The organism is Paraburkholderia phytofirmans (assembly GCF_046028095.1).
GTDB classification, from domain to species: domain Bacteria; phylum Pseudomonadota; class Gammaproteobacteria; order Burkholderiales; family Burkholderiaceae; genus Paraburkholderia; species Paraburkholderia phytofirmans_A.
This window is the reverse complement of record NZ_JAQQDJ010000014.1, coordinates 148,398-174,689: the sequence shown is the minus strand read 5'-3', so window position 1 is coordinate 174,689 and position 26,292 is coordinate 148,398. Positions and strand designations below refer to the sequence as shown.

The 26,292-nt window shown below is 63.2% G+C and carries 24 protein-coding genes and 2 tRNA genes; 16 read left to right on the top strand and 10 right to left on the bottom strand.

Annotation, left to right across the window (positions count from 1 at the left end; all coding sequences use genetic code 11):
- Nucleotides 1–35: 35 nt before the first annotated feature.
- A complete protein-coding gene (gene ggt / locus PQR54_RS31940) occupies nt 36–1,775 on the bottom strand; it encodes a gamma-glutamyltransferase (RefSeq protein WP_408252742.1) in 1,740 nt (579 codons plus the stop codon).
- Between the two features lie 557 nt (nt 1,776–2,332).
- On the opposite strand from ggt, the gene PQR54_RS31935 reads away from it, so the two are divergent.
- Both PQR54_RS31935 and PQR54_RS31930 read left to right on the top strand, forming a co-directional pair.
- Complete coding sequence (locus PQR54_RS31935) at nt 2,333–4,042, top strand: glutamine--tRNA ligase/YqeY domain fusion protein (protein WP_408252740.1); 1,710 nt, start codon at nt 2,333–2,335, stop codon at nt 4,040–4,042.
- Between the two features lie 139 nt (nt 4,043–4,181).
- Entirely contained in the window at nt 4,182–5,156 is a 975-nt protein-coding gene (locus PQR54_RS31930) for a transporter substrate-binding domain-containing protein (protein WP_408252738.1), read from the top strand.
- Between the two features lie 26 nt (nt 5,157–5,182).
- Here PQR54_RS31930 and PQR54_RS31925 read toward each other — a convergent pair whose 3' ends face one another.
- Together PQR54_RS31925 and PQR54_RS31920 are read right to left on the bottom strand one after the other, a co-directional pair.
- Nucleotides 5,183–5,632: an NUDIX hydrolase gene (locus PQR54_RS31925; RefSeq protein ID WP_408252736.1), complete on the bottom strand. Its 450-nt coding sequence runs from the start codon at nt 5,630–5,632 to the stop codon at nt 5,183–5,185.
- Nucleotides 5,633–5,738: 106 nt separating this feature from the next.
- Nucleotides 5,739–6,128, bottom strand: coding sequence for an RT0821/Lpp0805 family surface protein (locus PQR54_RS31920; protein WP_408252734.1), 390 nt, complete (start codon nt 6,126–6,128; stop codon nt 5,739–5,741).
- A 296-nt stretch (nt 6,129–6,424) separates the two neighbouring features.
- Here PQR54_RS31920 and PQR54_RS31915 point away from each other — a divergent pair, with 296 nt between their 5' ends.
- A complete protein-coding gene (locus PQR54_RS31915) occupies nt 6,425–6,664 on the top strand; it encodes a hypothetical protein (protein ID WP_408252732.1) in 240 nt (79 codons plus the stop codon).
- Between the two features lie 48 nt (nt 6,665–6,712).
- Here PQR54_RS31915 and PQR54_RS31910 read toward each other — a convergent pair whose 3' ends face one another.
- Nucleotides 6,713–8,107, bottom strand: coding sequence for a cytochrome-c peroxidase (locus PQR54_RS31910; protein WP_408252730.1), 1,395 nt, complete (start codon nt 8,105–8,107; stop codon nt 6,713–6,715).
- Nucleotides 8,108–8,355: 248 nt separating this feature from the next.
- Here PQR54_RS31910 and PQR54_RS31905 point away from each other — a divergent pair, with 248 nt between their 5' ends.
- Together PQR54_RS31905 and PQR54_RS31900 are read left to right on the top strand one after the other, a co-directional pair.
- On the top strand, nt 8,356–9,933 hold the full coding sequence (locus PQR54_RS31905; protein WP_408252728.1) for an acid phosphatase: 1,578 nt from the start codon (nt 8,356–8,358) through the stop codon (nt 9,931–9,933).
- A gap of 247 nt (nt 9,934–10,180) precedes the next feature.
- A complete protein-coding gene (locus PQR54_RS31900) occupies nt 10,181–10,564 on the top strand; it encodes a DUF427 domain-containing protein (protein WP_408252727.1) in 384 nt (127 codons plus the stop codon).
- A gap of 166 nt (nt 10,565–10,730) precedes the next feature.
- On the opposite strand, the gene PQR54_RS31895 is transcribed toward PQR54_RS31900, so the two are convergent.
- The 3 genes from PQR54_RS31895 to PQR54_RS31885 all read right to left on the bottom strand — a co-directional run bounded on the left by PQR54_RS31895 (nt 10,731) and on the right by PQR54_RS31885 (nt 12,635).
- Nucleotides 10,731–11,189 (bottom strand): universal stress protein, encoded by a 459-nt coding sequence (locus PQR54_RS31895; protein ID WP_408252726.1) that lies wholly within the window; start codon nt 11,187–11,189, stop codon nt 10,731–10,733.
- A gap of 250 nt (nt 11,190–11,439) precedes the next feature.
- Nucleotides 11,440–11,516 (bottom strand) — tRNA-Arg (locus PQR54_RS31890).
- A gap of 288 nt (nt 11,517–11,804) precedes the next feature.
- Nucleotides 11,805–12,635 (bottom strand): undecaprenyl-diphosphate phosphatase, encoded by an 831-nt coding sequence (locus PQR54_RS31885; protein ID WP_121307451.1) that lies wholly within the window; start codon nt 12,633–12,635, stop codon nt 11,805–11,807.
- A 651-nt stretch (nt 12,636–13,286) separates the two neighbouring features.
- Here PQR54_RS31885 and PQR54_RS31880 point away from each other — a divergent pair.
- From PQR54_RS31880 to PQR54_RS31870, 3 genes are all read left to right on the top strand, one after another.
- Nucleotides 13,287–14,195 (top strand): aldose epimerase family protein, encoded by a 909-nt coding sequence (locus tag PQR54_RS31880; RefSeq protein ID WP_408252724.1) that lies wholly within the window; start codon nt 13,287–13,289, stop codon nt 14,193–14,195.
- 195 nt (nt 14,196–14,390) lie between these two features.
- Nucleotides 14,391–15,101 (top strand): peptidoglycan DD-metalloendopeptidase family protein, encoded by a 711-nt coding sequence (locus tag PQR54_RS31875; protein WP_408252722.1) that lies wholly within the window; start codon nt 14,391–14,393, stop codon nt 15,099–15,101.
- 212 nt (nt 15,102–15,313) lie between these two features.
- Nucleotides 15,314–15,640 carry a hypothetical protein gene (locus PQR54_RS31870; RefSeq protein ID WP_408252720.1) on the top strand — a complete coding sequence of 109 codons (327 nt, stop codon included), beginning with the start codon at nt 15,314–15,316 and terminating at the stop codon, nt 15,638–15,640.
- An 824-nt stretch (nt 15,641–16,464) separates the two neighbouring features.
- Here PQR54_RS31870 and PQR54_RS31865 read toward each other — a convergent pair.
- The gene (locus PQR54_RS31865) at nt 16,465–17,193 is read right to left on the bottom strand and encodes a pentapeptide repeat-containing protein (RefSeq protein WP_408252718.1); all 729 of its coding nucleotides are present in this window, start codon (nt 17,191–17,193) and stop codon (nt 16,465–16,467) included.
- Nucleotides 17,194–17,301: 108 nt separating this feature from the next.
- Here PQR54_RS31865 and PQR54_RS31860 point away from each other — a divergent pair, with 108 nt between their 5' ends.
- Nucleotides 17,302–17,610, top strand: a complete 309-nt coding sequence (locus tag PQR54_RS31860) for a DUF2288 domain-containing protein (RefSeq protein ID WP_408252716.1) — start codon at nt 17,302–17,304, stop codon at nt 17,608–17,610.
- Nucleotides 17,607–18,974 carry an MATE family efflux transporter gene (locus PQR54_RS31855; RefSeq protein ID WP_408252714.1) on the top strand — a complete coding sequence of 456 codons (1,368 nt, stop codon included), beginning with the start codon at nt 17,607–17,609 and terminating at the stop codon, nt 18,972–18,974. Before PQR54_RS31860 ends, PQR54_RS31855 begins: the two co-directional genes overlap by 4 nt.
- A gap of 208 nt (nt 18,975–19,182) precedes the next feature.
- Here the strand turns inward: PQR54_RS31855 and PQR54_RS31850 are convergent, their stop codons facing one another.
- Nucleotides 19,183–19,353, bottom strand: coding sequence for a hypothetical protein (locus PQR54_RS31850; RefSeq protein WP_166799280.1), 171 nt, complete (start codon nt 19,351–19,353; stop codon nt 19,183–19,185).
- A gap of 180 nt (nt 19,354–19,533) precedes the next feature.
- On the opposite strand from PQR54_RS31850, the gene PQR54_RS31845 reads away from it, so the two are divergent.
- From PQR54_RS31845 to PQR54_RS31825, 5 genes are all read left to right on the top strand, one after another.
- Entirely contained in the window at nt 19,534–19,707 is a 174-nt protein-coding gene (locus PQR54_RS31845) for a hypothetical protein (RefSeq protein ID WP_166679042.1), read from the top strand.
- A gap of 359 nt (nt 19,708–20,066) precedes the next feature.
- Nucleotides 20,067–20,225: a DUF3309 family protein gene (locus tag PQR54_RS31840; RefSeq protein ID WP_408252711.1), complete on the top strand. Its 159-nt coding sequence runs from the start codon at nt 20,067–20,069 to the stop codon at nt 20,223–20,225.
- 93 nt (nt 20,226–20,318) lie between these two features.
- Nucleotides 20,319–20,395: transfer RNA gene (locus PQR54_RS31835), tRNA-Pro, on the top strand.
- Between the two features lie 221 nt (nt 20,396–20,616).
- A complete protein-coding gene (sixA, locus tag PQR54_RS31830) occupies nt 20,617–21,075 on the top strand; it encodes a phosphohistidine phosphatase SixA (RefSeq protein ID WP_408252709.1) in 459 nt (152 codons plus the stop codon).
- A 329-nt stretch (nt 21,076–21,404) separates the two neighbouring features.
- The gene (locus tag PQR54_RS31825) at nt 21,405–22,217 is read left to right on the top strand and encodes a GNAT family N-acetyltransferase (protein ID WP_132373621.1); all 813 of its coding nucleotides are present in this window, start codon (nt 21,405–21,407) and stop codon (nt 22,215–22,217) included.
- Between the two features lie 122 nt (nt 22,218–22,339).
- Here PQR54_RS31825 and ppx read toward each other — a convergent pair whose 3' ends face one another.
- Nucleotides 22,340–23,965, bottom strand: a complete 1,626-nt coding sequence (gene ppx / locus PQR54_RS31820; RefSeq protein ID WP_408252707.1) for an exopolyphosphatase — start codon at nt 23,963–23,965, stop codon at nt 22,340–22,342.
- A 200-nt stretch (nt 23,966–24,165) separates the two neighbouring features.
- Here ppx and ppk1 point away from each other — a divergent pair, with 200 nt between their 5' ends.
- On the top strand, nt 24,166–26,229 hold the full coding sequence (gene ppk1, locus PQR54_RS31815) for a polyphosphate kinase 1 (RefSeq protein ID WP_408252706.1): 2,064 nt from the start codon (nt 24,166–24,168) through the stop codon (nt 26,227–26,229).
- Nucleotides 26,230–26,292 lie beyond the last annotated feature (63 nt).

Sequence of the window (26,292 nt, the reverse complement as noted above, 5' to 3'; positions counted from 1 at the left end):
GCGGGCCGGCGTCAAAGCAGCAGCGCATCGCCGCGTCAATGCATCACGCGCCCCACGCCCACGCCGCGCGGATCCGCCGCAGGCACGGGCGTCGTGCCCTCGATCCGGATCATCTGCACGTCGCCGTTGAACGACTGCCCTTCGAGCGTGTAGCCGTTGGCCTGCAACTGCTCGGCCAGCTCACCCGTGATCGGACGATACGGCTCGAAATAGATCGTCTTCTGCGGCAGCAACTGGTGGTGAAAACGCATGGCGGCGAGCGAGTCCGTGGGCGACATGTTGAAGTCGTACAGGTCGGTCATCACCTGGAAAATCGACGTCAGAATACGCGAGCCACCGGGCGTGCCGATCACGAGCGACACCTTGTTGTCCTTCAGCAGAATGGTCGGTGTCATCGACGACAGCGGACGGCGTCCCGGCGCCACCGTATTCAGTTCGGCGCTGCTTGCGCCGGCGGGCTTGGTGACGAAGTCGTCCATCGCGTCGTTCAGCAGAAAGCCGGCGCCGTCCACCACCACGCCCGAACCGAAGTCCCCGTTCAACGTATAAGTGTTCGACACGGCGTTGCCCCACTTGTCGACCACCGAGAAATGCGTGGTTTGCGCCTTCTCCGGCGCCGCGTCGCCGAGGCCAGGCTTGACCGGCGTCGCGCCCGGCACTTCGTCGGGTTTGACTTCGTCGGCGCGCTGCGCGAGGTAGGCGTCGTCGATCAGTTTGCCGGTCGGCACCTTGTACGCATCCGGATCGCCCAGGTATTGCTGGCGATCGGCGAACACGCGGTCCTCGATCTGCGCGATCAGATGGATGTACGGCACGGAATTCAGCTCAAGGCCATCGAACGCCTGCTTCAGGTCGGCTTTCATCTTCAGCATCTGGATCAGCCCCACGCCGCCGGAGCTGGGCGGCGGCGCGGTGACGATCTGATAGCCGTTCCAGTCGGCGCTAAGCGGCTGGCGCCACACGGCCTTGTATTGAAGCAGATCCTGTTTCGTGACCAGGCCGTGGCCGTACATCTGCTGGGCGATCAGGTCGGCGGTGCGGCCTTCGTAGAATTCGCGCCCGCCGTCGCTTGCAATGCGCGACAGCGTCTGCGCCAGTTCAGGCTGGCGGTACGTCACGCCCGCCTTGAGATTGGAGAAGTAGGCGTCGAAGTTGGTCTTGCCGGCGAAGCTTTTCGCCGCCGCGTCGTGGCGCTGCTGCAACCACGGTTCGACCTGGAAACCGTCGGTGGCGTAGCGGATCGCGAGCGCGAGCACCTGCTTCCACTTCAGTTTGCCGAAACGCTGCTGCGCCTCCCACATGCCCTCGACGGTGCCCGGCACGGCCACCGCGCGATGCCCGACGGCGCTCATGCCCGGCAGCAGATTGCCCTTGTCGTCGAGATACATGTCGCGGGTCGCCTGTTGCGGCGCGCTCTCGCGATAGTCGAGAAAGTACGGCTTGCCGTCCATGAACACGGTCATGAACCCGCCGCCGCCGAGATTGCCCGCATCCGGCGCGGTCACGGCCAGGGTGAAGGCGACGGCGACGGCGGCATCCACCGCGTTGCCGCCGGCGGCGAAGATCTGCTGCGCCGTGTCCGCGCTGTAGCGGTCCGGCACGGCCACCGCCGATGCGTCGAACACCGCCTTGGGCGGCGGCGTTTTCGCCAGCGCGACCACGGGCGCGGCCACGCCGCCCGCAAAAGCGGCGAGCACGGCCGACACGGTCAGGATCCGGCTCAGGGAAAGAAAGGTGAAAGGCGCGCGAGGCGCGCCGTGGGTCGGGACAGACATCCGAGAAACTCCGGCAACTGAGGGCGCCATGGTGCACGAACGGCAGGAATTCGTGCAAGGCGACAAAGGGCGGTGCGGCCTGCGTGGACGGCTGCGACGAGTGCACGCGCTGCGCGTCGTGGCGCGAGTTGCACTGCCCCGGGGGAAAATCGGGCGGCGGGCATGTAAGGCTAGGCGAGGCGGCTAACGGGCCTCTCAATGCACGATGGTTGCCCGCCCACGGACTCACACCGCACGAAATGCGGCCTGACTGCCTGCTCGATGCGGCGGGCAGAAAGTGGGCGCATACGGCCCATTGCGGCGCCAGGACCTTGACGCGGACAACCCGCGCAGCCCTCGCGGGCAAACCCGCGCCGCTCGCATCCTAAGTCGGCGGCGCTCGCGTGAACAAAACGTTTTACCTCCTGTTACAGCGCCGGCCTGCCCTCTGAATGACCGTCAAAACGGCTCAAACGTTGGCTGCACGCCGCACTCGCCTGCCGCGAAGGGACGCGTCAGGTAGAATTGTCGGATAAGAGGACGCATTGCGCGCCCCCGACAGACTCTCACCATCTCGCATGAATACCGAACGCAACGACGCGCCAGCGGCATCCAATTTCATCCGCAACATCATTGACGACGACAACCGCACCGGCAAGTGGGGCCAGCGCGTCGAAACGCGCTTTCCGCCCGAGCCGAACGGCTATCTGCATATCGGTCACGCCAAGAGCATCTGCCTGAACTTCGGCGTGGCGCGCAGCTACGGCGGCGTGTGCCATCTGCGCTTCGACGACACGAACCCGGAAAAGGAAAGCGTCGAATACGTCGACTCGATCATCGACGCCGTGCGCTGGCTCGGCTTCGAGTGGGAAAAAGACGGCAAGTCAGAGCTCTACTACGCGAGCGACTACTACGACAAGCTGTACGAATTCGCCGAACTGCTGATCGAGCGCGGCAAGGCCTACGTGGACAGCCAGTCGGCCGAAGAAATGCGTGCGAACCGCGGCTCGGCCACGGAAGTCGGCACGCCGTCGCCCTTCCGCGAGCGTTCGGTGCAGGAGAACCTCGACCTGTTCCGCCGCATGAAGGCCGGCGAATTCCAGGAAGGCGAGCACGTGCTGCGCGCGAAGATCGACATGTCGTCGCCGAACTTCAACATGCGCGACCCGGTGATCTACCGGATCCGTTTCGCGCATCACTACCGTACCGGCGACAAGTGGTGCGTGTACCCGATGTACGACTACACGCACTGCATCTCGGACGCGCTGGAAAACATCACGCATTCGCTGTGCACGCTGGAGTTCGAAGACCACCGTCCGCTGTACGACTGGATTCTGAACGAGCTCGCCGAGGCCGGGATTTTCACGCGCCCGCTGCCGCAGCAAATCGAGTTCTCGCGCCTGAACCTGACCTACGCGATCACCAGCAAGCGCAAGCTGCTGCAACTCGTGACCGAAGGCCATGTGGACGGCTGGGACGATCCGCGTATGCCGACCATCGTCGGCGTGCGCCGGCGCGGCTTCACGCCGGAAGCGATCCAGTTGTTCTGCGAGCGCATCGGCGTGACCAAGGTCGATTCGTGGATCGACATGAGCGTGTTCGAAGGCGCGCTGCGCGACGATCTGGACGAGAAGGCGCCGCGCACCGCCGCCGTGCTCGATCCGGTCAAGCTGATCATCGACAACTTCCCGGAAGGCGTCACCGAGCCGTGCACTGCGCCGGTCCACCCGCATCATCCTGAAATGGGCGTGCGTGAGTTTCCGATTTCGCGCGAACTGTGGATCGAACGCGACGATTACAACGAAACGCCGCCGAAGGGCTACTTCCGCCTGTTCCCGGGCAACAAGGTGCGCCTGCGTTACGGCTACGTGATCGAATGCGTGGGCGCGGACAAGGACGAGAACGGCAACATCGTCGCGGTCCATTGCAACTACTTCCCGGACAGCAAATCGGGCACCGAAGGCGCGAACAACTACAAGGTCAAGGGCAACATCCACTGGGTCAGCGCGGCAGCCGCGTGCCCGGCCGAAGTGCGCATCTACGACCGCCTCTTCAAGGAACCGCAACCGGACGCCGGCGGCCGCGATTTCCTCGAAGCGCTGAATCCGGATTCGAAGCGCGTGGTCAACGCATATCTCGAGCCGGGCGCGCGCGAAGCGCTGCCGGAACAGCGCTATCAGTTCGAGCGTCACGGCTATTTCGTCGCCGACCGCGTCGATTCGAAGCCGGGTAAGCCCGTATTCAATCGCATCGTCAGTCTGCGCGACAGTTGGGGCAAGCCGGCGTAAGCTGGAACGCACCCTTTTGCCGTGCATCTGAGGTTGGATACGGCGTGCGTCTTGATCGAAAGATGCACGCCGTTTTGTTGCACCATGTTCCATCGACAGTGACGGCGCGGCATCCGCAAACGCCCGTCCGGGAGGTCCGATGAAAGTTGCAGGCCGCCGCAGGGCCAGTACCCGGCACACGACGGGGCACACGGCATGCGCCGCGCGTTTCGTCCATGGCGCGCGTTGCGCGCTCGTGGCGCTGACCACCTTCGGCGCGGCGTCGCTCGCCTGCTCCGCTCAGACGGACGAACTCACCGGCACGCTGAGAAAAATCCACGACGACGGCGTGGTCGTGCTCGGCGTGCGTGAAGCGTCGATTCCTTTTTCCTACTTCGACGGCAAGGGCACGGTCGGCTACTCGCAGACCATCGCGCTGCAGATCGTCGAAGAGATCAAGAAAACGCTCGGCATGCCGCAACTGAAGGTGCACGAGATCACGGTGACCTCGTCGAACCGCACACCGATGCTGCTGAACAACCAGATCGATCTGGAATGCGGCTCGACCACCCACACGGTGGAACGCGAAAACGTGGCCGCGTTCTCGAACAGTTTTTTCCAGTATGCGGTGCGCATGATCGCGCGCAAGAACGCCGGCATCACGGATTTTCAGGATCTGGCCGGCAAACCGGTCGTGACGACCGCAGGCACCTCGGATGAACGCCTGCTGCGCCGCCTGAACACCGACAAGCTCCTGAACATGCGCATCACCAGCGCGCGCGACCATTCAGAGGCATTCAACACGCTCAAGGACGGACGCGCGGTGGCCTTCGTGATGGACGAGCCGATCGTGTACGGATTCAAATCGACCGATCCGCGTCCCGACGATTTCGTGGTGACCGGCACGCCGCTGGGCTACGAAGTCTATGCCTGCATGTTCCGCAAAGGCGACGAGCCGTTCCGCACCCTCGTCAACGGCGTGATCGCGCGCAGCCAGACTTCCGGCGAAGCGGAGCGTCTGTACAAGCAGTGGTTCACGCAACCCATTCCGCCGCACGGCATCAATCTGAATTTTCCGCTGTCGGAGCAGAACCGCGCACTGTTCGCGCATCCGAACGACCGCGCGCTCGACTGAAGCGTCACGCAGTTGCGGCCTCGCCGCTATAGCGACCGATGCAGTTCCGCGAGCGACAGCGTAGTCTGAAAGAGCCGCGAAAGACTGCGGCTCGCATACTTATCCACTTCGTCTGGCGCCGCCCAGCGGTAGGCGTCCATTTCGGGAATCAGCGTGCCGTCCGAGCGGCGCGGAAAGAGCGACGTGCAGGTGCACACGCTCAGATCGAGTTCATCGACAGTGGCACGCGCGCCGAACAGATGCAGATCCTTGTCGCGCCGATAGACGAACAGGCCAAGGTCTTTCAGACGCTCGGGCTCGATGGCGATACCGGTCTCCTCGACCATCTCGCGCAGCGCCGTGACATGCGGCGCCTCGCCTTCTTCGCCGTGCCCTTTCGGAATGTCCCAGTGCGACGTTTCGGTGGCATGCGCGAGCAGCACGCGGCCGTCCGGGTCGAGCAGGACGATGCCGCACGAAATAATCCGTGTGCTCATCGCCCCACCATTTCAAGCAAACGCACAGACCGGCCGACACGCACGCGCACGGCTTCGGGCCGCGTCGGCCGCCCACCGGCGCGCGCCGCCATCAGGGCCTGCATGCTCAGTGCTTTTTCTGCAATTGCCAGGTGCCGCTGCCCTGCTTGCAGAACTGCGGACGCAGGTTCATCGATTGCCCCTTGGCGTTCAGCACGACGCCGACGTCGCGGCAGGTGCGATCGCCGTCTTTGGCCGTGCTGGCTATCGTGATCGCGGCGTCGATCTTCACGCTATTGCCCGTGCCTTCGTTGACCCAGTTCGCGGTTTCGCCGTCCTTCTTATCGTTCAGCGCGGAGACAACCGCCTTTTTGACGGAGTCGATGTCGCGTTGCTTCATGTAGCTGATCGGCGTGTCGTTCAGAAAGCCAAGATTCGCAGCTTGCGCGCCGATCGCGGCACCCAGCAACAGGCAACCGGCGGTCAGGTGAGACAGGACACGGATTCGCATCGACATGAAGGGTTCTCCTCGAAAGTGTTCGGCGGTCTCGAGCGCGCATGGCGTCTCGTGATCTGGACCCCAAAAGCATAGCATGTCCCCCTCGAAGGGACCGCGAGAAACGGCCGCGTGCCGCAGCGGACGAAACGAGCGCTAGCCCAGCACACGACGCGCCTCATGCCCGGAATCGCGCGCCAGCGGACACGGTGAGCGCACCTAATTTTAGGACAGCTCCCATTTCCGGCACCAGGACGCCTTCTTAAGATTGATCGGTTGCGCCTCTCGCGCCAATCAGAATCTGAAGACGCCCCGCCATGCACACCCTCTCCGCCCTCGAAATCATTGCTATCGCGCTTGCGCTGCTGTGCGTCGCGCTCGTGCCGGTGGCAATCGGCCGCGATCCCGGACTCGCGCGGCGCGTCGTGCGGATGGACGCTCTGCCTCGCGCTCGCTGGCCCAATCTGTTGACGCGCGTCGGCGTCGCCTGCCTGTTGCTGTCCTTCGCGCTGCTGCTCGCCGCTTGCTATTACATGCTGGCGAGCGCCGGCAACTAATCTTTGCCCGAGCGATCAACTGCGCCAGCGGCAATCGCGTCGCTCGTCTCACTTCGCGGCCACTGAATCGGCTGCCCCGCTTCCCGCCTTGTATCCGTCCGTCAGCGTATTCAGAAACGCGACCACGTCCTTGATTTCGGCTTCGTCGAGCGCCGGCTTGTCACCCGGCTTGCGGTCGAACGGCGGATCGGTATTCAGATTAGCCCAGTACTGCTGAGGCAGATCGTCGAACTTCCGTACTTTGCCTTTCGCCACCGGATAAAACTTTTCCGGATTCGTGTCGCGCTCGGCATAGAAGCGCACCACCTGATCGAGCGAATGGTAGATGCCGTTGTGGAAGAAGCTTTTCTTCAGCGCCACATTGCGCAGCGTCGGCGTGCGGAAGATGCCGCAAAACTCGGCGCGTCCCTTCAGATCGGTGCGCTCCGGGCCGCATGCGCCGAGGTCGTAGAAATGCGGATCGCGATTCACGGACAGCGAGCGATTACGCGGTACGCCGATCGCGATCAGACCGAAATCGCTGAACTGCGGCGGCGCGCCGTCCATGGTGCGCTGGCTGATGTGACAGCTCGCACAATTGCCTTTTTTCTCATCGTTGAAGAGTTGCAGGCCGCGCAATTCGGCTTGCGTCAACTGCGCCTTGCCCGCCAGATAGGCGTCGTACTTGCTGGTGTACGGATAGAAAGTTTCCGGCGTCTGCTCGAAGGTTTCGAGCGCTTGCAGCACCGCTTTGAAGGTGGCGTCGTCGCTGTCGAAAACGTGTGCGCCGAAAGCCGCGCGGAAAGCGTCGGCGTAGGGCGCGGCCTTGACCGCCGCAGTGACCTTGGCCGGCGTGCTGCCCATTTCAAACGACGACAGCAGCGGAATGCGCGCCTGGTCGCCGCCCCGGTCGACGCGGCCATCCCAGGTCAGGCCGCCGGTGGGTCCGGCATCCACGCTTTCGTCGCCTTCGTCGTCCGACTCGTGATAGTGCTCGGCGAACGCCGGCACCGATTGCAGATACTTCAGCGTCGGCGCGGCGCGCATGCCGGTGCGGTGCATATCGTTGCCGCCAAGTTGCACCGACAACCCATTGGCCGGCGAGAACCCATGTTCCGGACTGTGACACGACGCGCAGGCGAGCTTGCCCGAACCGGACAGCGATACGTCGAAAAATACTTGCTTGCCGAGCGCCGTCATTTGCCGCACGGATTCGTAGACCTGCGCGCGGGACTGGCCCGCTTCATGAGCGGCGACTTGCACAACCGACGCCGCCGATAGCACGGACGAAGGCGATACGACGGCGCCCGTGCTCGCCGCGGCACTCGCGACGGCACCCGTAGCCGGCGCGCCTGCATCGCACGCGGCAAGCGTCAAGGTCATGGCCGCCAGCGCGAACGCCGCCGCTTGCCGCAGGCGCTTCGTCGCGAGCCCGGCGTCATGCCGTGCGTCGACCCGAGCCATTATTTTCCGAATCCCCGTGAGACCTGGCCGCATATGAAAGATGTGAGTTTGCGATAGTGAAGTCCGCGAGCGTATTTCATCTGCATGTCGTTTAAATGACATACAGCCGACGTTATTTTTCGATCAGAAGCGATTCGTAATTAATTACATCTTTCTGTCAAATTGCCTTGCCAAACTTTCGCCCGCGGCCATTCGTGTAAGGAGTTCAGATGGCCCGTCCCCAACGCGAGAGAGAGAAACCACATCAAATGAACAAGAAACTGATCTGCGCGACGCCCATCGCGATCGCAGCAGCGTTGAGCCTGTATGCGTGCGGCGGTGACAAGGTCAACGAACCGGACATCACGTCGATCAAGAACGTCGTGGTGATCTACGCGGAAAACCGCAGCTTCGACAACCTGTACGGCAACTTCCCGGGCGCCAACGGTCTGCAGAACGTGACGGCGGCGAGCGCCACGCAGGTGGATCGCAACGGCACCGTGCTCGCGACGCTGCCGCAGGTGTGGAACGGTCTGACGCAAACCGGCGTGACGCCGGTGGTCACGCAGGCCATGACGGCGAATCTGCCGAACAGCCCGTTCGCCATCGACGACCCGAAGGGTTTCAACACGCCGATCACGGCGACGACGCGCGACCTGTACCACCGCTTCTACGAGAACCAGATGCAGATCAACGGCGGCAAGAACGACAAGTTCGCCGCGTGGGCGGATTCGGGCGGCCTCGTGATGGGCCACTACACGCTCGACGCCGACAAGCTGCCGCTGTGGAAAATCGCCCAGCAATACACGCTCGCCGACAACTTCTTCATGGGCGCATTCGGCGGCTCGTTCCTGAACCACCAGTGGCTGATCTGCGCGTGCACGCCGACTTATCCGAACGCGGACAAGAGCGTGGCGGCCGGCTCGATCTCGTCGGTGGAAAGCGACGGTGTCACGCTCAAGCTCGCCTCCAACTCGCCGGCTTCGGCGGTGAGCGGCCCGCCCAAATACGTGAATTCGGGCAACCTCACGCCTGACTTCTACGCGATCAACACGATGCAGCCGCCGTATCAGCCGAGCGGCAACAAGCCGGCGAGCGGCGGCGATGCGAACTTCGCCGATCCGACCCAGGCCACCACGTTGCCGGCGCAGTCGCAGCAGCACATCGGCGATCTGCTGAACAACGCGAAGGTGTCGTGGGCATGGTACAGCGGCGCGTGGGGCGCGGCGGTGTCGGCGGCGCAGAACGGCACGTCGAACGTGATTTACGGTGCAAATCTGACGGCGCCGAATTTCCAGCCGCATCATCAGCCGTTCAACTACTTTGCCGATCTCGCACCGGGCACCGCGAACCGTTCGCAGCATCTGCTCGACGGCGGCCTGGCCGGCTCGGAGTTCATCAAGGCAATCGATAGCGGCACGCTGCCGCAAGTGTCGTTCTACAAGCCGCAGGGCAACCTGAACGAGCATCCGGGCTACACGGACGTGGCGTCGGGCGACCAGCACATCGCGGACGTCATCTCGCATCTGCAGAAGAGCCCGCAGTGGAACAACATGGTGGTGGTCGTGACGTACGACGAAAACGGCGGCTTCTGGGATCACGTGTCGCCGCCGAAGGCCGACCGCTGGGGTCCGGGCACGCGTATTCCGGCGCTGATCATCTCGCCGTACGCGAAGAAGGGTTACGTCGATCACACTCAGTACGACACCACGTCGATCCTGCGCTTCATCACGCACCGCTTCTCGCTGCCGACGCTGCCGGGTATCGCGGCGCGCGACGCGGCGCTGGTCAGCAACGGCGGCAAGCCGATGGGCGACCTCACGGCCGCGTTGAACATCAAGCAGTGAGCGAGAGGCGCAACTCGTTCGAGATCGGACGGAAGATGTTAAGCGTTAAGCAACAGTCCGCCTGAGGGCGAGACTTTGACAGGGCAGCTTCGGCTGCCCTTTTTTATGGCCGCCTCGTGCGCGCCGAGTCCGACGCGTTTTCATGAGCGGCGTATGCTTCGAACCAGAACGCGATCGTCTCGTCGAACGCGGCTCGATATCTTCCGCAACACGTTGCAGACTTGCCCACATTCAGGAGTTCGACAGCATGACTGAAAAAACCATCAAGGTGCCCGGTCCCGACCATCCGATCACGGTCGAGCCGTCCAACGCGCGCGTCGTCGTAACCGTCGCCGGCAAGGTGATCGCGGATACCGGCAAGGCACTCGTTCTGCGCGAAGCGTCGTATCCGCCGGTGTATTACATTCCGCGCAACGACGTCGAAATGACGCTGCTGGAGCGCACCGATCACGCGACCTACTGTCCGTATAAGGGCGATTGCGCGTACTACAGCATTCCGTCAGGCGGTGAAAAGACAGTCAATGCGGTGTGGACTTATGAGTCGCCGTATGCGGCCGTGAAGGAGATCGCGCAACATCTGGCGTTCTATCCGAACCGCGTCGACTCGATCGATGTGAAACCGGCGCAGTGACAGTTGCGCGTAGCGCGGCGGTTGGGCGCTTCGGTTGCCGACGGGGCTCTGTAAAAGTGCAGCGACGACGATGGATGCACTCCGCGATGGCCCACAACATCCAGCGTTATTCTCACTTGCTGGAACGGGCACGGGAATGGACCACCGCCTGTCCCACGTCAGGAAGTTAGCCCTTGTCCCGGGTTTCGACCAGCACCGCACAGGGCGACCGGTCGATGACTTCTCCGCTGGTCGAAGGGTTGGCCCAGCGGCGCAGCCGTGACAAATGGTGATGTCCCATCACAATGACCTCCGCAGTCAGCAGCCGGGCTTGTTCGACGACGACGTCGGCCGGACTATTTCCCGCGCACAGGTGCTGTTCCACCGTGAAATTCCGGTCGGCAAGCTGTGCGCCTGCGGCAGTCAGGACGGATTGTGCGAAAGATGTCTGCGCGTATGCGGAAGGATAGTTCTGGCCATCGGGCGCGACACCGCTTTCGCTGCCGGGAGGCAACAAATAGGATGGGTCGACAACGCACAGAAGGTGTACGGTTGCCGCACCTGGCGCCGCGACGCGGCTGACCAGGTCGATGACGTGGGAACTTTGGGGCGAGCCGTCCAGCGGAACGAGGAGGATATTGAACATGGCTGGCGATAAAGTCTGAAATGGGGATGCGACACGTGTCGCGGTCGGCCGCGCGCCTAACCTATCTAACAGTAGTCGAAAAGCCTGAAGCTTTAAATTGATAAGTGACGATTAAGCGAATGGGTGACTCGACGCTCAGCGTGTGGTCAAGCTCGACGCACCATCGGACATTGAAGGAACAGCCGCGGAACGAAGAAATTTGGCAGCCAGCCGGGGCGCGCACTGCCCCGGGGCCAGATTTGATTTTGATTGGTACGGCAGGAGGGACTCGAACCCCCCACCCTCGGCTTAGAAGGCCGATGCTCTATCCAGCTGAGCTACTGCCGTATTGAAGTGAGGCGATGCAACCCTGGACAACGTGCATGCCCGCAATGAAAACCTGCTTTCGGGTATCGGAACCTGTGCTTCTGCAAGCCACAGGGTTCGCGGGATACCGAAATTCTAACTGACCGTGCCGCAGACGGGAAATCTACTCCGGCGCCCGGCAAACAATCCGCGCATCACACCGGCGTCGCAAGTCACGAAATAAACGGGCCCGGCAGGTTGAGCCGGGCCCGGATTATAACCGATCGTCCCCTGCCCGCCGGCACACGCCAACGGACATGGCGAACGCCATCAGACCGGTTGCGGATGCAGCATGAACCAGCCGAGGAACACGATGCCGGCAATCACGCAATACACGCCGAACGACGCGAGACGTCCGCGGCCTTCGAAATAGCGCATCAGAAAACGCACGCTGAGATACGCGGCGATCGCGGTCAGCACGCCGCCAAGCAACGCGTCGGCGAGCTGGCCCGGCGCATGGAAGAGCTTTGGCAGCTCGAGCACGCCGGCCGCAAAGATAATCGGCGTGCCGAGCAGGAATGAGAATTCCGCCGACTTCTCCGCCGTCAGACCGGCAGCATTGCCGGCGATCATCGTCAGGCCACTGCGAGAGAAACCCGGAATCAACGCGCCAATTTGCGCGAGACCGACAAAAAACGCCTGGCCGAAACTCAGCTTCTCCGGCGCCTGATGCGCGCGCGAACGTTGCAGGCGATCCCCGAACCACAGCAGCACGCCGTTCACGATCAGCGCGATCGCCACGATCCGCAAGTCGTGAAAAAGCCGCTCGAGCCGCTTCTCCAGAATCAGTCCGACCAGACCCGCCGGAATGGTGCCGATGATGAGCGCCCACATCATGTGCGCGTCGTCGTTGCGGCGGCCGCCGAACGACGCGAAGAAACCGCGCACCAGCGCACACCAGCGTTTGCGGAAGTACCACAGCAGCGCGAGCGCCGTGCCGAGGTGCAACGCGACGAGGAACGGCAGTAATTGCGGCGCGTGTTTGTCGATATGCATACCGAACAGTGCGGGCACCAGCAACGTATGGCCGAGGCTGCTCACCGGAAACAGTTCGGTGACGCCTTGCAGCACGCTCAGGAAAATGAGAAACGACAGGTTCACGCGGGGCGTCCTTGTAAGGAAAATGTCGGGGAAAGGCGCGCCGGATAAGGAATCCACGGCCGCCGCAAAGCGCACCGATTATGCCTGGCTGCAATGTCAGCGCCAAGCGTTTGAGCCGCATTCGGGGAAATATTGTGCGTCGCGTCACAACTCGAAACCGTTGTTACGGCGCAGAAAAAGAAACGGGCCGCCGTGAATGGCCGCCCGGTGGGATCAGCAGAATGACGTGAAGCGAACTGCGTGATGCCCGCCAGGAGAATCGTTCAACGGGCTGGACGGCTTTGACGAGCAGAGCAAGCCGATGCGGGGCGCCCGGATCAGCGTTCGAGCTTGTAAAAGAAGTAGACCGTGCTTGCCGCGAACATGCCGAACAAAGAGACAGCCATTGCCATTGCGAGATCCATACAGCCTCCTGAGGCAGTCTCGCCCGGTCGTCGAAGTTACCGGGCAGTCAGACGAATTATCAGCAAGGATGGCCTTGCGGCGACACCCGCAATTTCCCCAGAAGGGTTTCCCCGTAGCGGAAAGCAGCGCAAAATCATTCTCTCGCGCGGCGCCGAGCGGCAAATTCCGACGCTCGCAAGCCAGGATGGCGCCGCCTGCGGGCCACCTGCACCTGCCTTCAACCTCTTACTCATCAATCCATCGACCATGCCCCTCTCCCCGCAACAGGACATTCTCGAGATCGCTCAGGACGCCTCCGTGCTCCGCTTCGCGCCGCAAGCCGGCGGCCGTCTGATGTCGTGGATAATCGACGGCGAAGAAGTCATCCATTGGCCGGAGCATGCCGACTGGAGCCAGCCGGCGCGGATTCGCGGCGGCAATCCGTTGCTGTTCCCGTTTCTCGGCCGGCATCGTGTCGACGGCAAGATCGGTTACTGGCGTGACGCTCATGGCACGGTGCGCGAACTGCCGATGCACGGCTTCGCCCGCGACCTGCCGTTCGAAGCCCACGCCGACGTGCACGGCGCCGGCCTGCGCATGATCCTGACCGACAGCGATGCAACCCGCGGCGGCTATCCGTTCGGTTTCCGTTTCGAGGCCGCCTACGACCTCGTGGATGCGCACACGCTCGACGTCACGTTCACCACCACCAATACCGGCGATACGCGCCTGCCCTACTACGCCGGCCATCACTTCTACTTCACGCTGCCGCACACGCAGCGTGGCGAGACCTCGCTGGAGCTGCCGCGCACGCAGCGCTGCTATCAGCAGGAGGACGGTTCGATCAGCGCCGCCGAGCCGGGCGAAGCGCGCTATACGCTCGACGAGGCGCGCATCCATGACCGCTTCCATTGCCTCGTCGGCACGCCGGATCAACCGGTGCGGCTCGTCGCGCCGGGCCTCAGCCGGCTCATCACCATCGATCTGCAACGGCCGGGCTCGGTGCCCTGGTACGCGGTGACCACGTGGACCGAAGCCGCGGAGTCGGACTTCTACTGCGTCGAACCGTGGCTCGGATTGCCGGACGCCATTCACAACGGCAGGGGTCTGCGTTGGCTCGAAGCCGGGCAGACCGAGGTCGCCGCGCTGCGAATCAGCGTGGCCAATCTGGGTTGACCGCAGGATTCCAGACACAGCAGCGTGGTCGGATCTGAGGCGAAATGCGCTGCATTTCGTCACATGCCACGCCGCGCGAGCCTGCCGCGCTGCCCGCTTTTCGCGTGCTGCAGCGCAAAACCGTTAGAATCGAGCGCTTTGTATCTACCTGCCGCGTGATCGGGATCGGCGCGCGGCAGCGCTTTGCGAGGTCCAATGGTAAGCACAACAAGAATGATGAAACGGCTCGCCTGCGCGTCGTTGGTGGCACTGCTCGCCGCGTGCGGGTCGGCGCCGGTGGGGCCGGGTTTTTATCGGGTGGAACGGGGCGATACGCTGTCGAAGATCGCGCGCAGTAGCCGGCAATCGGTGCAAAGCATCGTGCGCTGGAACAATCTGACCAATCCGGACAGCATCGAGGTCGGCCAGGTGCTGCGCGTCGCGCCGCCGGGCGGCACGGCATCGACTAGCGGCGCGGTACGCAGCAGCGGAACCGGCAGCGCTTCGGCCACGCCGCGTCCGGCGCCCGCCGACAGCGCACCGTCCGCGCCGCCGGCTTCGACCATCTCGCTGGTATGGCCGGCCGACGGCACGGTCATCCGGCGGTTCGACGGCGGCAATTCGAAGGGCATCGATATCTCGTCGGCAGCGGGCACGCCCGTCGTCGCCGCGGCGCCCGGTACGGTCGTGTACGCCGGCAACGGCCTGCGCGGCTACGGCAATCTGCTGATTCTCAAGCACAACGCCGAGTATCTGACCGCCTACGCCCACAACCGCACGCTGCTCGTGAAGGAAGGCCAGTCGGTCACGCGCGGCGAGAAAATTGCCGAGATGGGCGACACCGATACCGATCGCGTGATGCTGCACTTCGAACTGCGCTATCAGGGCCGCTCAATCGATCCGTCGCGGGCCCTGCCGCCCCGCTAGCGGCTCGCTGGGGCATGGGCGCTGGCTTGCGTCAGCGGGCGCCCCTGGCCCGGTCTGTGCGGTCCGCGTGCCGTCCTGCCGCTTCCGCCGTCCGTTGCGGGCATGCACCCTGCAACTGCGACCGAGGGAACCCGGCGTGTTATAAAACGCTCAATCAGGACACGACGCGGCTTCCCGTCACGTCTTTCTCCGTCTATCTGTAAGGAATCTGTATGAAGAGCGTATTTGCGTCCGTCGCGACGGCTGCGGCGATCGGTGTCGGCCTGCTGACGCTCGGCAGCCTCGGCGGCTGCTCCAGCACCACCACCATGACCTACCTGCCGAGCGGCGACACCGGCTTTGCAATCAACTGCAGCGGCAGCGACGCAAGTTCGAGCTGGGCAGAGTGCTACAAGCAGGCGGGTCAGGTCTGCGGCAATTACGGCTACGACGTCGTTTCGAAAGACGTCGACAACGGCGCGACCGCGGGTGGAACGGTCGGCGGCATTTTCGGTGCGAACGTGAAGAACCGGTCGATGGTGGTTCGCTGCAAGCAATAACGACGCCGCCGCTGGCGCCGCCGTCCGGACTAGCGGCGGCGCCAGCGTCCTGAGCGCGGATCGATGCGCGCGGCGAAGGCGACCAGCACGCCAAGCGCGACAGGGCAGATGCCGAGGAAAATGATTAGCGCGGTCATGCTCGAGGAAGGAAAGGTAAGTTTTCATGATCCACTGCACATATGAATCGGCGGTGACTCGGACGCAGCGCGGCGAAAAAAAAGCCCGGCACGAGGCCGGGCTAACGGGGGTTCGGCGCATATCGGCAAAGGACCGGTTCACCATGCGCCAGAACGAAATCTAACAATCCCCTTTTACAAGCGCAATATATTAATTTCGCAGTCAGTGTGATGCGGCGTACCGATTCCGCGTTACGTGAAGCGGAAAAGTCGGAAACAAACAGTCCAAATTCGCCCGCCGTTTCAACATGAAACGCTTTAAATGGCGCGACGCGAAACCTGATATTGCCCGCCGGACCGCGCGAGGCAAGGGATCTGCGTGAAAACGGCCGGAAAAGCCTGAGGAATGGCGGCTGGCGGATTTCCGCTAACTCATCCAGCATGAATCGGACGCTTTACGTACTGCGTAGCTTTAGTGCGCCACCGCACTCTTTCGCATTATTATCCGATATTGACCGACTTATTAAGTAGTCAGCCTCTTCACAACAATTCGCAAATAGCGGAAATATTAAACAGATTAAATCCGCCGACAAATTGCCGCACTGAAAATGGACTGGCTTAATTGATTCGACCAATCGAATGATAAGCATCGGCATCCAATCGTTCAAGCTGGCCGCATGGCTAATATCGGCCAACTTGAGCGCACGCTCACATGACCCGCAAACCCAGCTCGGTGACAAGCACGGCCGCCTGGGCATGCGAGATCGTCGCGCCCTTGAAGAGCGCCGCGTCCACCAGCCGCACGCCGCTGAGGTCGGCTTCGCGCAGGTCAGCGCCGTCGAAGCGCGCGCCCTTCAGATGCGCATCCTTCAGGCTGCCGCCGTCGAAGATCGCTTCACGGAAGTCGACGCCGGCCAGATCGGCATCCGAAAAATCCAGTTGTTGCAGCGTAGCTTTGCGAAACGACAGGCCGCGCAGGTGCGCGCCGACCAGCAGCGTTTCGACGAAGCTCAAACCCAGCGCCGTGCACGCTTCGAAATTGGCGCCGGTCAGCTTGCAGCTATGAAACGACACCGAAGCGAGCTTGGCGCGCCGCCAACTGGTGTTGTTCAGGTCGCTCGACTGAAACGCCGCGTCGACCAGATCAGCCGACGCGAAATCCGCCTCGCGGCCACGGCAACGGACCCAGCGGGTATGCGAGAGCGCCGCGCCAAAAAACGACGCCTCGACGATCGTGCAGCGGTGAAACTCGGCGCCGCGCAGATCGAGGCGCGACAGGTCGACGCCTTCGAAATCGCAGTCGGTGAAATGAAGCGGCGCTTTATTGCCGGCGAGGCTGGCCGCGACGAGTCGCTCCACCTCGGCGCGCGTGAGCGCGGCGTCGGTCACGACGTGAGCTTGCGCGCCCGAAACCGGCGCCGTTGAATCCAGTGACATGAAGGTTCAGAATGAATTTCGCAGGACCCATAGCCTACCGGAACACGCACCGCGCTGGCGGTCCGCGCCGATGGTTTATAGTAACGGCCCCGCCGGAACCCGCTTACGATGACTTCCAACGACGCCACCCATAGCCCGCTGTACGCCAAGCTGCTCGCCGAAACCGCCAAGATCGGCTGGAGCGAACTCGAACGTTTCTTCGCGCGCGGCATCCTGCTGCGCGTCGCGCGCGACCTCGATCTGGTGAGCGTTGCCGAAGCCATCGCCAGCGACGACACCACACAGGTCACGCAATGGCTGTCCGCCGGGCTCGTCGAGCGCGTGCAGGCGGAAACCGCCGCCGACTTCGCCGAGCGCGACCCGGATCTCTGGGCCGTCGTCGTCTCGCCTTGGGTGTGCGTGCAGGAACGCAGTTGAGCGAAGCCGCGCGCGACGCTGACACGTCGGCAGCGGCACCCGCCGTTCCCGTGCACTGGCACCGCCGGGTGCTGGCGCTGGCGTTTCCCATCGTTCTCGCCAATCTGACGCAGCCGATTCTCGGCGCGGTCGACACCGCCGTCGCGGGCCATCTGGATGGCGCGTCGTATCTCGGCGGCGTGGCGCTCGGCGGCCTGTTCTTCAACTTCGTGTTCTGGGGCTTCGGCTTTCTGCGCATGGGCACGACCGGTCTGGTCGCGCAATCGCACGGCGCAGACGCCCACGCCGAGTTGCGCAACACCGTCGTGCGCGCGCTGCTGCTGGCGGCCGCGATCGGCGCGGTGGTGCTGGCGCTGCAAATGCCGCTGATCGATTACGTATTGCGCGTGGTCGGCGGCAGCGAGGCGGTGCAGCGCAACGCGCGGCTCTACTGTCACGCGCGCATCTGGGCCGCCCCGCTCGCCCTCGGCAATTACGTCGTGCTCGGCTGGCTGCTCGGCACGCAGCAGGTGCGGCTCGCGCTGCTCTCGCAGGTTTTCATCAACAGCGTGAACATCGTGGCCGTGCTCCTGTATGTGTATGGCTTCGATTGGGGCGTGGCCGGGATCGGCGCGGCGACGGCCACCGCCGACGCGCTCGGTTTCGTGCTCGGCGCCGCCCTGTTGTGGCACGGCAGGCCGCGCGGCCTGCCTGCGCTGAACCGCGCCGCCCTGTTCGACGCGGCGGCGCTCAAGCGGCTCGTGGCGCTCAATCGCGACATCTTCGTGCGCACCTTGTGCCTGCTGTCGTCGTTCGGCTGGTTTGCGCACCTGGGCGCGGAGCAAGGCGACGCCACGCTCGCCGCCAACGCGCTGCTGCTCAATTTTCAGACGTTCATGGCCTACGGACTCGACGGTTTCGCGCACGCCGCCGAAGCCCTGGTCGGTGCGGCGATCGGCGCGCGCGACCGGCACGCTTTCGCGCAGGCGATCAAGGTGACGGCGTTGTGGTCCACGCTCGGCGCGCTGGGGTTTTCGCTGGTGTATTGGGGCGCGGGCTCGTGGATCGTCGAACGTCTGACGGATCAGGCCGCCGTACGCGCCGCCGCCGAAATGTATCTGCCGTGGGCCGCGCTCTCGCCGGTGGTGTCCGTGGGGGGCTTTCTACTCGACGGCGTGTTCATCGGCGCGACTCGCACGCGCGAACTCATGATGTCGATGGTGGTGTCGTTCGCGTTGTTCGTCGTGGCGTCGTGGGCCTTGCTGGCGCTGTACGGCAATCACGGCTTATGGGCCGCGATGCTGCTCTTCATGGCGCTACGTGGTCTCACGCTCGCGCGTTACGTGCCGGGCGTCGTGCGCGGCATGGCGGGCGCGGCGGCTTGAGCCCGCGGGCTTGCCCATTTCGCATCGCGGCAGCCGGTTACGGCTTGAAACAAGCGCATACATGTCACGCGCGACGCTCGCCCTAGAATGACTTCAGCCCGCGCTTTCCGCGCGAACAGTCTGCGCGGGTCAGAAGCGCCGGCGTGCCCGCGCCGGTGCTTCGCTTCCGCTATTCGTCACCGTTGCCTGGCCCGCAATCAGCCGACGCTCACGGCGTGACCGGTGCAGGCACCATTGCGGGCGGACGGCTGTCGGTCGGCACGCCATGGTAGTCGGCGGGATCTTGCGGCGGCGGCCCGCCGTGATGTCCGGACGGACCATTCGCGCAACCGGCAACGCCGGCAACCAGCAGCAATGCAATCATCGAAACGCGGATCATAAACAGAGTCTCTCGAAGCGGAATGAAAGAGCGGCTGCCCGGCGGCGACCGGGCAAGCGCGAGCGCCGAGAGTCTAACCGCAAAGCGCATTCCGCGACGCCGCCACAGCCGCGTGCCCCCTCCCATTTCGTTGCGCGTGACCTACTATGAAGTCACGGCCGCATCTCACAGGAGACTGCCATGGACGCTGAAACGATCGCGGGTCTGGTTGGACTTGCAATAGGTCTGCTCGTGCTGCTCGTGTTGTCGATCTACGAATCGAGAACCTATCGGCGTGAACACGACGGCGAAGGCATGGTGCACCACTGGCTGACTCATCAGCACATGCCGCATTGGATGCGCCGCCGGCACTGAACGGACAACCGGGGTGCCGACTGCGCCTGCGGACATCCCGGATAATCGAACGGTTGACGTGCTGCATTTCACGTGCGGGTCCGCGCTCGCCCGTCGGCTGCTTGCGTGGTGACGCCCATGGCATGTCCACCGTAACCGAGCAAGTTTTTCCGGTCTGCCCTTTTCCCTGACGCATCGCCTCGCCACGGCTGAAGCACCCACTAGCCCACCATTTCCCCTGCGGCCTCATATTTCGCTCAGGCACATGCCTTGCTGCCTGTAAGCGTGCAGGGAACGCGCAGCTTGCGCGTCGAGCGTCCCGGCGCGAATGCGCCGAACCAACCAGACTAACTGGCTCAGGCCAGACAGGGAGAACTCGAATGACCATCGGAACCATACTAATTATCGTGCTGATTCTTCTGCTGATCGGCGCGTTACCGAGCTGGCCGTACAGCAGTGGCTGGGGCTATCGGCCGACCGGCGTGCTGGGCGTCGTGCTGATCATCGTGATCGTGCTGCTGTTGATGGGCCGCATATAACGCGGCCGACTCGCGCATTCGAGCCTGCGTTTCGCCCCGATGCAATTCGTGATTGACTCTGGCACCCAATGCCACGTAGAATCCCGGATTCGTCGGAGCGTAGCGCAGCCTGGTAGCGCATCTGATTTGGGATCAGAGGGTCGAAGGTTCGAATCCTTTCGCTCCGACCACGAAAAGCAACACAAAACCCGCGTAGCCTTCGGCTTCGCGGGTTTTTGCTTTTTGGGCTTTGTTCGGGCTTTCAGACTCTCGCCTGCGATACACCCGCACGCGGATACGGTCAGCCCGAGCCCTTGCCTTGCGGCCTGACGGCCTCGCGTGCGACAGTGACTAAAACCTGGCGCGGGCCTCATCAGGCTCAAGCGCCGCAGACAGAGTCAAGGAGACACGCATGGATCTGATTCTCTGGCGTCACGCCGAAGCCGAAGACATCGCCAGCACCGATCTCGCGCGCGCGCTCACCACGCGAGGCCGCAAGCAGGCGCAAAGCGTCGCCAAATGGCTGCGCACCCGCCTGCCCGACGACGCCGTCGTGCTCGCAAGCCCTGCCGTGCGCACCATCCAGACCGCCGAAACGCTGAGCGATCAATATCGCGTAGTGCGCGAACTCGCGCCCAACGCGAGCGCCGACAGCGTGCTCAACGCCGCGGGCTGGCCCAAAGGCATCGCGCAGACGGTGGTGATCGTCGGTCATCAGCCGACGCTCGGCCACGTCGCCGCGCGGCTGCTCGGCAACAGCGACGCGAGCTGGCCGCTGAAGAAAGCGGGCTTGTGGTGGATCGCGAGCCGCGAGCGCGATGGCGACGACCAGGCCGTGCTGCGCGCCGCCATGACGCCCGATCTGGTCTGAGCCGGATTCGCCTCGACGAGGCGAGGTCCGTGCCCATAAAAACCCACGCGCCACACGAGGCGGCGCCGAACTAACCCAACCGATCACACGCTTCACCCACATCGCCGGGACCTCACCGTCCCGGCGCTTGAATTGCCCCCACCCGTTTCCTCGATTCCCCACGTTTCGCGCGGAAACAACACCCGCCTTCATCACGCCCGACATTACAAGCCGCGAGCACGCAGCTTACGGGCAGTCATCCAATCGTCATGGGTTTGCCATGCGAGCGTCACCAGGCGTTACTACATTGGCGAAAAAAGAAATCTCCCTTTTTTCGACCAGGACCCCCAATGCGAGAACTGCCGACGCCCACCCTGCCCCTCGCTTCGATCTTCGAGTCGCGCCGCCTGCCGCGCGCCGAGGAAACGGTCACCGCCCAGCATCGCCTGCAAGTCACGTGGGCCCGCACCGACGAAGAACTGCGCGAAGCCCAGCGTCTGCGCTACCGCGTGTTCGCCGACGAAATGGGCGCGCGTCTGACGGGCCCCGCGGGTCTCGACGTCGATTCGTTCGACTCCTACTGCGATCACCTGCTGGTGCGCGATCTCGACACGTTGAAAGTGGTCGGCACGTATCGCGCGTTGCCGCCGCATCAGGCCGCGCGTATCGGCCGCCTGTATGCGGAAAGCGAATTCGACGTGTCGCGTCTCACGCACCTGCGCGCCAAGATGGTCGAAGTGGGCCGTTCGTGCGTGCATCCCGACTATCGCAGCGGCTCGGTGATCATGTCGCTGTGGGCGGGCCTTGCCGCCTACATGAAGCACAACGGCTACGAGACGATGCTCGGCTGCGCGAGCGTGGCGATGGTCGACGGCGGCCATTACGCCGCGAATCTGTATTGCTCGCTGCGCGACAACGCGCTGACCGCGCCGGAATATCGCGCGTTTCCGCATACACCGCTGCCGGTCGATGAACTGCAAACGGGCGCCGAGGTGGCACCGCCGCCGTTGGTGAAGGGTTATCTGCGTCTGGGCGCGAAGATTTGCGGCGCACCGGCATGGGATCCCGACTTCAATACCGCGGACTTTCTGACGCTTTTCCGCTTGTCCGATATCAATGCACGTTACGCTCGCCACTTCCTCGGCGATGCGCTGCCGCGCTAAGCGGATTAGCTCGCGTGACGCGCTCTGACGCGCGTCGGCGAAACAAAAAACAAGCAGCCACAAAAAAACCCGGCAACATGCCGGGCTTTCTCTTTCATGCGCAGTACGCAGCGCCCAACGCTTCAATCGTCCGTATAAACCACGCGATACGGAATGCCGACCTTCTCCCACTCCGCGGCTTCCTGAATCAGGCTGTAGTCGGTCAAAGGATTGTTGGCCACCCACTCGTTCGGCAAACGCACCTCATAACCGCCGTTGACCTGCGCCACCGCAATGCCCGGCAGGCCGACGTCCGCACGCCGACGGCAGAGCAGCGCCGCGAGCCGCAGACAGAACAGCAGCGGCCACTCCACTTCGCGTGTTTGCGACAGCTTGCCGAGCTTGCCCGCGTGACCGAGCACGAGCGCGGCAAGCCGCGCCTGATCGGTGCGCGAAAAGCCCGGCATGTCCGCGTTGCTCGCGATATAAGCCGAATGCTTGTGATACGCGCTGTGCGAGATCGACAGACCGATTTCGTGCAGCGCCGCCGCCCAGCCGAGAAACATGCGGTTTTCCGCGCGGCGTTCTTCGTCGGGTTCCGCGAACTGTTCGTAGAAGCGCACCGCGAGTTCTCCGATGCGCCCCGCCTGCGCGCGATCCACGCCATAGCGGCGCATGAAGCCTTCCACCGTGACCGTACGCATGTCTTCGTGCTGCGAACGGCCCAGCAGGTCGTATAGCACGCCGAGGCGCAAGGCGCCGTCCGTCGTATCGACGTAATCGACACCGAGCTCGTCGAACACCGCGATCATGATCGACAGACCGCCGGCCAGCACCGGAATACGATCGCCCTTCAACGCGACGAGCTTCAGCCGGTTGACGTTCTCCGCCTTGATCAGCGCGCGCTTGAGCCGTTCGAGGCCACCGCGCGAGATGCCGTGCGTGATGCCCGGATCGTTGAAGTTATTTGCCTCCACCAATTCGGCCAGGGCGCGCGCAGTGCCCGACGAGCCGATCGCTTGCTCCCAGCCGGTTTTCTTGTACTCGGCGGAAATGATCTGGATTTCGCGGCCCGCGGCGAGTTCGGCCTGGCGCATCGTGTATTCGTCGACGTTGCCGGCAGGGAAAAACGCCCGGCTATGGCTCACGCAGCCGATATACAGGCTCTCCATCTTGATGGGCGTGTAATGCGAGCCAATGATGAATTCCGTCGAGCCGCCGCCGATGTCGACCACGAGACGCTTACCAGGGCTCGCGGGCACGGAGTGTGCTGCGCCCGCATAGATCAGGCGCGCTTCTTCACGCCCGGCGATCACCTCGATCGGGAAACCGAGCGCGGCTTGCGCCTCGCCGAGAAATTCGCCGGCATTCTTGGCGATGCGCAATGTATTGGTTGCGACCGCGCGAACGTGATCGGGATGAAAGTCGCGCAGACGCTCGCCGAAACGCTTGAGCGCGTCCCAGCCGCGCACCTGCGAAGCACGGTCGAGCATCTTGTCGCGCGACAGACCGGCGGCCAGACGCACCGGCTCACGCAAGGCATCGACCTGATAGATCTGGCTGCCCGCGTCGGTTTCCTCGACCCGGCCTACGATCAGCCGGAAGCTGTTCGAGCCGAGATCGACGGCAGCGAGGAGTTGCGGAGTATTGACCATCGGGTAAGCAGACTCCATGCGCGCGAGCGCGGCGGCGTTGGATGCGGGGAACGCTCCGTGTCCATCGGGTGCCCTGGGCGCCTTATGGCCGGCCGCGCTGTTCAAAGACGCCATTCTAAGCGTACCGGGCCTCACGATGTCACCTCGCAGCAATGGGGGTGCCCAATGGTCCCACACCGACTGCGTCATCTTGACGACACGCGGCGATTACGGCGTAGAATGAAAAATCGAGAATGTCATAACAACGTCATCATACTGTGAGAATTTCCGAGCGTCTTTCCGCCTCTCTTCCTGACATTCCATTCTCGCTGCCGATGTCCATCCGCTACCCCTTATTGAATCGCGAGCTGGGCATTCTGGGTTTCAACGAGCGTGTGTTGGCACAAGCTGCCGACCCAGCCGTCCCTTTGCTCGAACGCCTGCGTTTCATCTGCATCACCAGTAGCAATCTCGACGAATTCTTCGAAGTCCGCATGGCCGGACTGCAGGAACAGATGCGCGACAACCCCGGCGCGCTGTCGCCGGACGGCATGTCGCTGCAGCACGTGTACGACCTCGTGGTCGAACGCGCGCAGAAGCTCGTGCATCGCCAATACACCATGCTGCACGACACGGTGCTCACCGCGCTCGAAGCAGAAGGCATCTATTTTCACGGCACGGAAGCGTGGAACGAAGCGCAGACCGAGTGGGCGCGCAACTACTTCTTCGACGAACTGCTGCCCGTGCTCACGCCGATCGGCCTCGATCCGGCGCATCCGTTTCCACGCGTGCTCAACAAGAGCCTGAACTTCGTCGTCGAACTCGAAGGCAAGGACGCGTTCGGCCGTCAGGCGATGATGGGCATCGTGCAGGCGCCGCGCGCATTGCCGCGGCTCGTGCGCATGCCGCAGGAACTGTCGGGCTATCCGCATGGCTTCGTGCTGCTGAGCTCGCTGTTGCAACGCTTTGTCGGCGAGCTGTTTCCGAACCTCGTGGTGCGCAGTTGCAATCAGTTTCGCATCACGCGCAATAGCGAACTGTTCGTCGACGAAGATGAAATCACCAATCTGCGCGTCGCGTTGCAGGGTGAATTGCCGGCGCGGCATCTGGGCAACGCGGTGCGGCTCGAAGTGTCGGCGGAAACGCCTACGCATGTCGTGCGGCGCCTGCTCGACGAAAGCGGCCTGTCCAACAAGGACTGCTATTACGCCGACGGCCCCGTCAATCTGGTGCGGCTGATGCAATTGCCGGAGATGGTGGACCGCCCCGATCTCAAGTTCGTGCCGCACATCCCCGCGATTCCGCCGCAGGTCGCCAACAGCGCCAGCATGTTCGACGTGATCGATCAGGGCGACGTGTTGCTGCATCATCCGTACGAGAGCTTTCAGCCGGTGCTCGAACTGCTGCTGCAGGCGGCCAAAGATCCGAACGTGGTCGCCATCAAGCAGACCATCTATCGCACCGGCACCGATTCGCCGCTGATGGACGCGCTAATGCAAGCCGCGCGCAACGGCAAGGAAGTCACCGTGGTGGTCGAACTGCTCGCGCGCTTCGACGAAGAAACCAACATCAATTGGGCCTCGCAGCTCGAAGCGGTCGGCGCGCATGTGGTGTACGGCGTGGTGGGCCACAAGTGCCACGCGAAGATGATGCTGATCGTGCGGCGCGTGTCGGTGGGCGGCAAGACCACGCTCAAGCGCTACGTGCATCTTGGCACCGGGAACTATCATCCGCGCACGGCGCGTCTTTACACCGACTTCGGTTTGATGACCGCCGATCAGAAAATCTGCGAAGACGTGCATCACGTGTTCCAGCAATTGACCGGCATCGGCGGCGAACTGAAGCTGCACGAGTTGTGGCAATCGCCGTTCACGCTGCATCCGAAACTGGTCGAAGCGATTCGCGCCGAAGCCGAGCATGCGCGCGCCGGTAAGAAAGCGCGCATCGTCGCGAAGATGAACGCGCTGCTCGAACCCACGGTAATCGCTGAATTGTACGAAGCCGCGAAGGCCGGCGTGAAAATCGATCTGATCGTGCGTGGCGTGTGTTCATTGCAGCCGGGTGTGGCGGGGCTTTCGGAGAACATCACCGTGCGCTCGATCGTCGGGCGCTTTCTGGAACACCATCGCATCTTCTACTTTTACGACGGCGGCAAGGAACAGGTCTATCTGTCGAGCGCCGACTGGATGGACCGCAATTTCTTCCGGCGCGTGGAAGTGGCGTTTCCGATCAACAACCGCCGTTTGAAGCGGCGTGTGATCGCTGAAGGCCTGTCGGCATTTCTCGGCGACAATCAATCCGCGTGGCTGATGCAAAGCGACGGCCATTATCGGCGCCGCCGGCCAGGCAAGTCCTCGCGCAATGCGCAGATGAGTCTGTTGGGGAAATTCTGTTCGTAGAGCGTTAGCGGCTGCGCTCGCTTCGGCGAGCCACCGACAAACGTGACACGCGTAAAAAAGCCC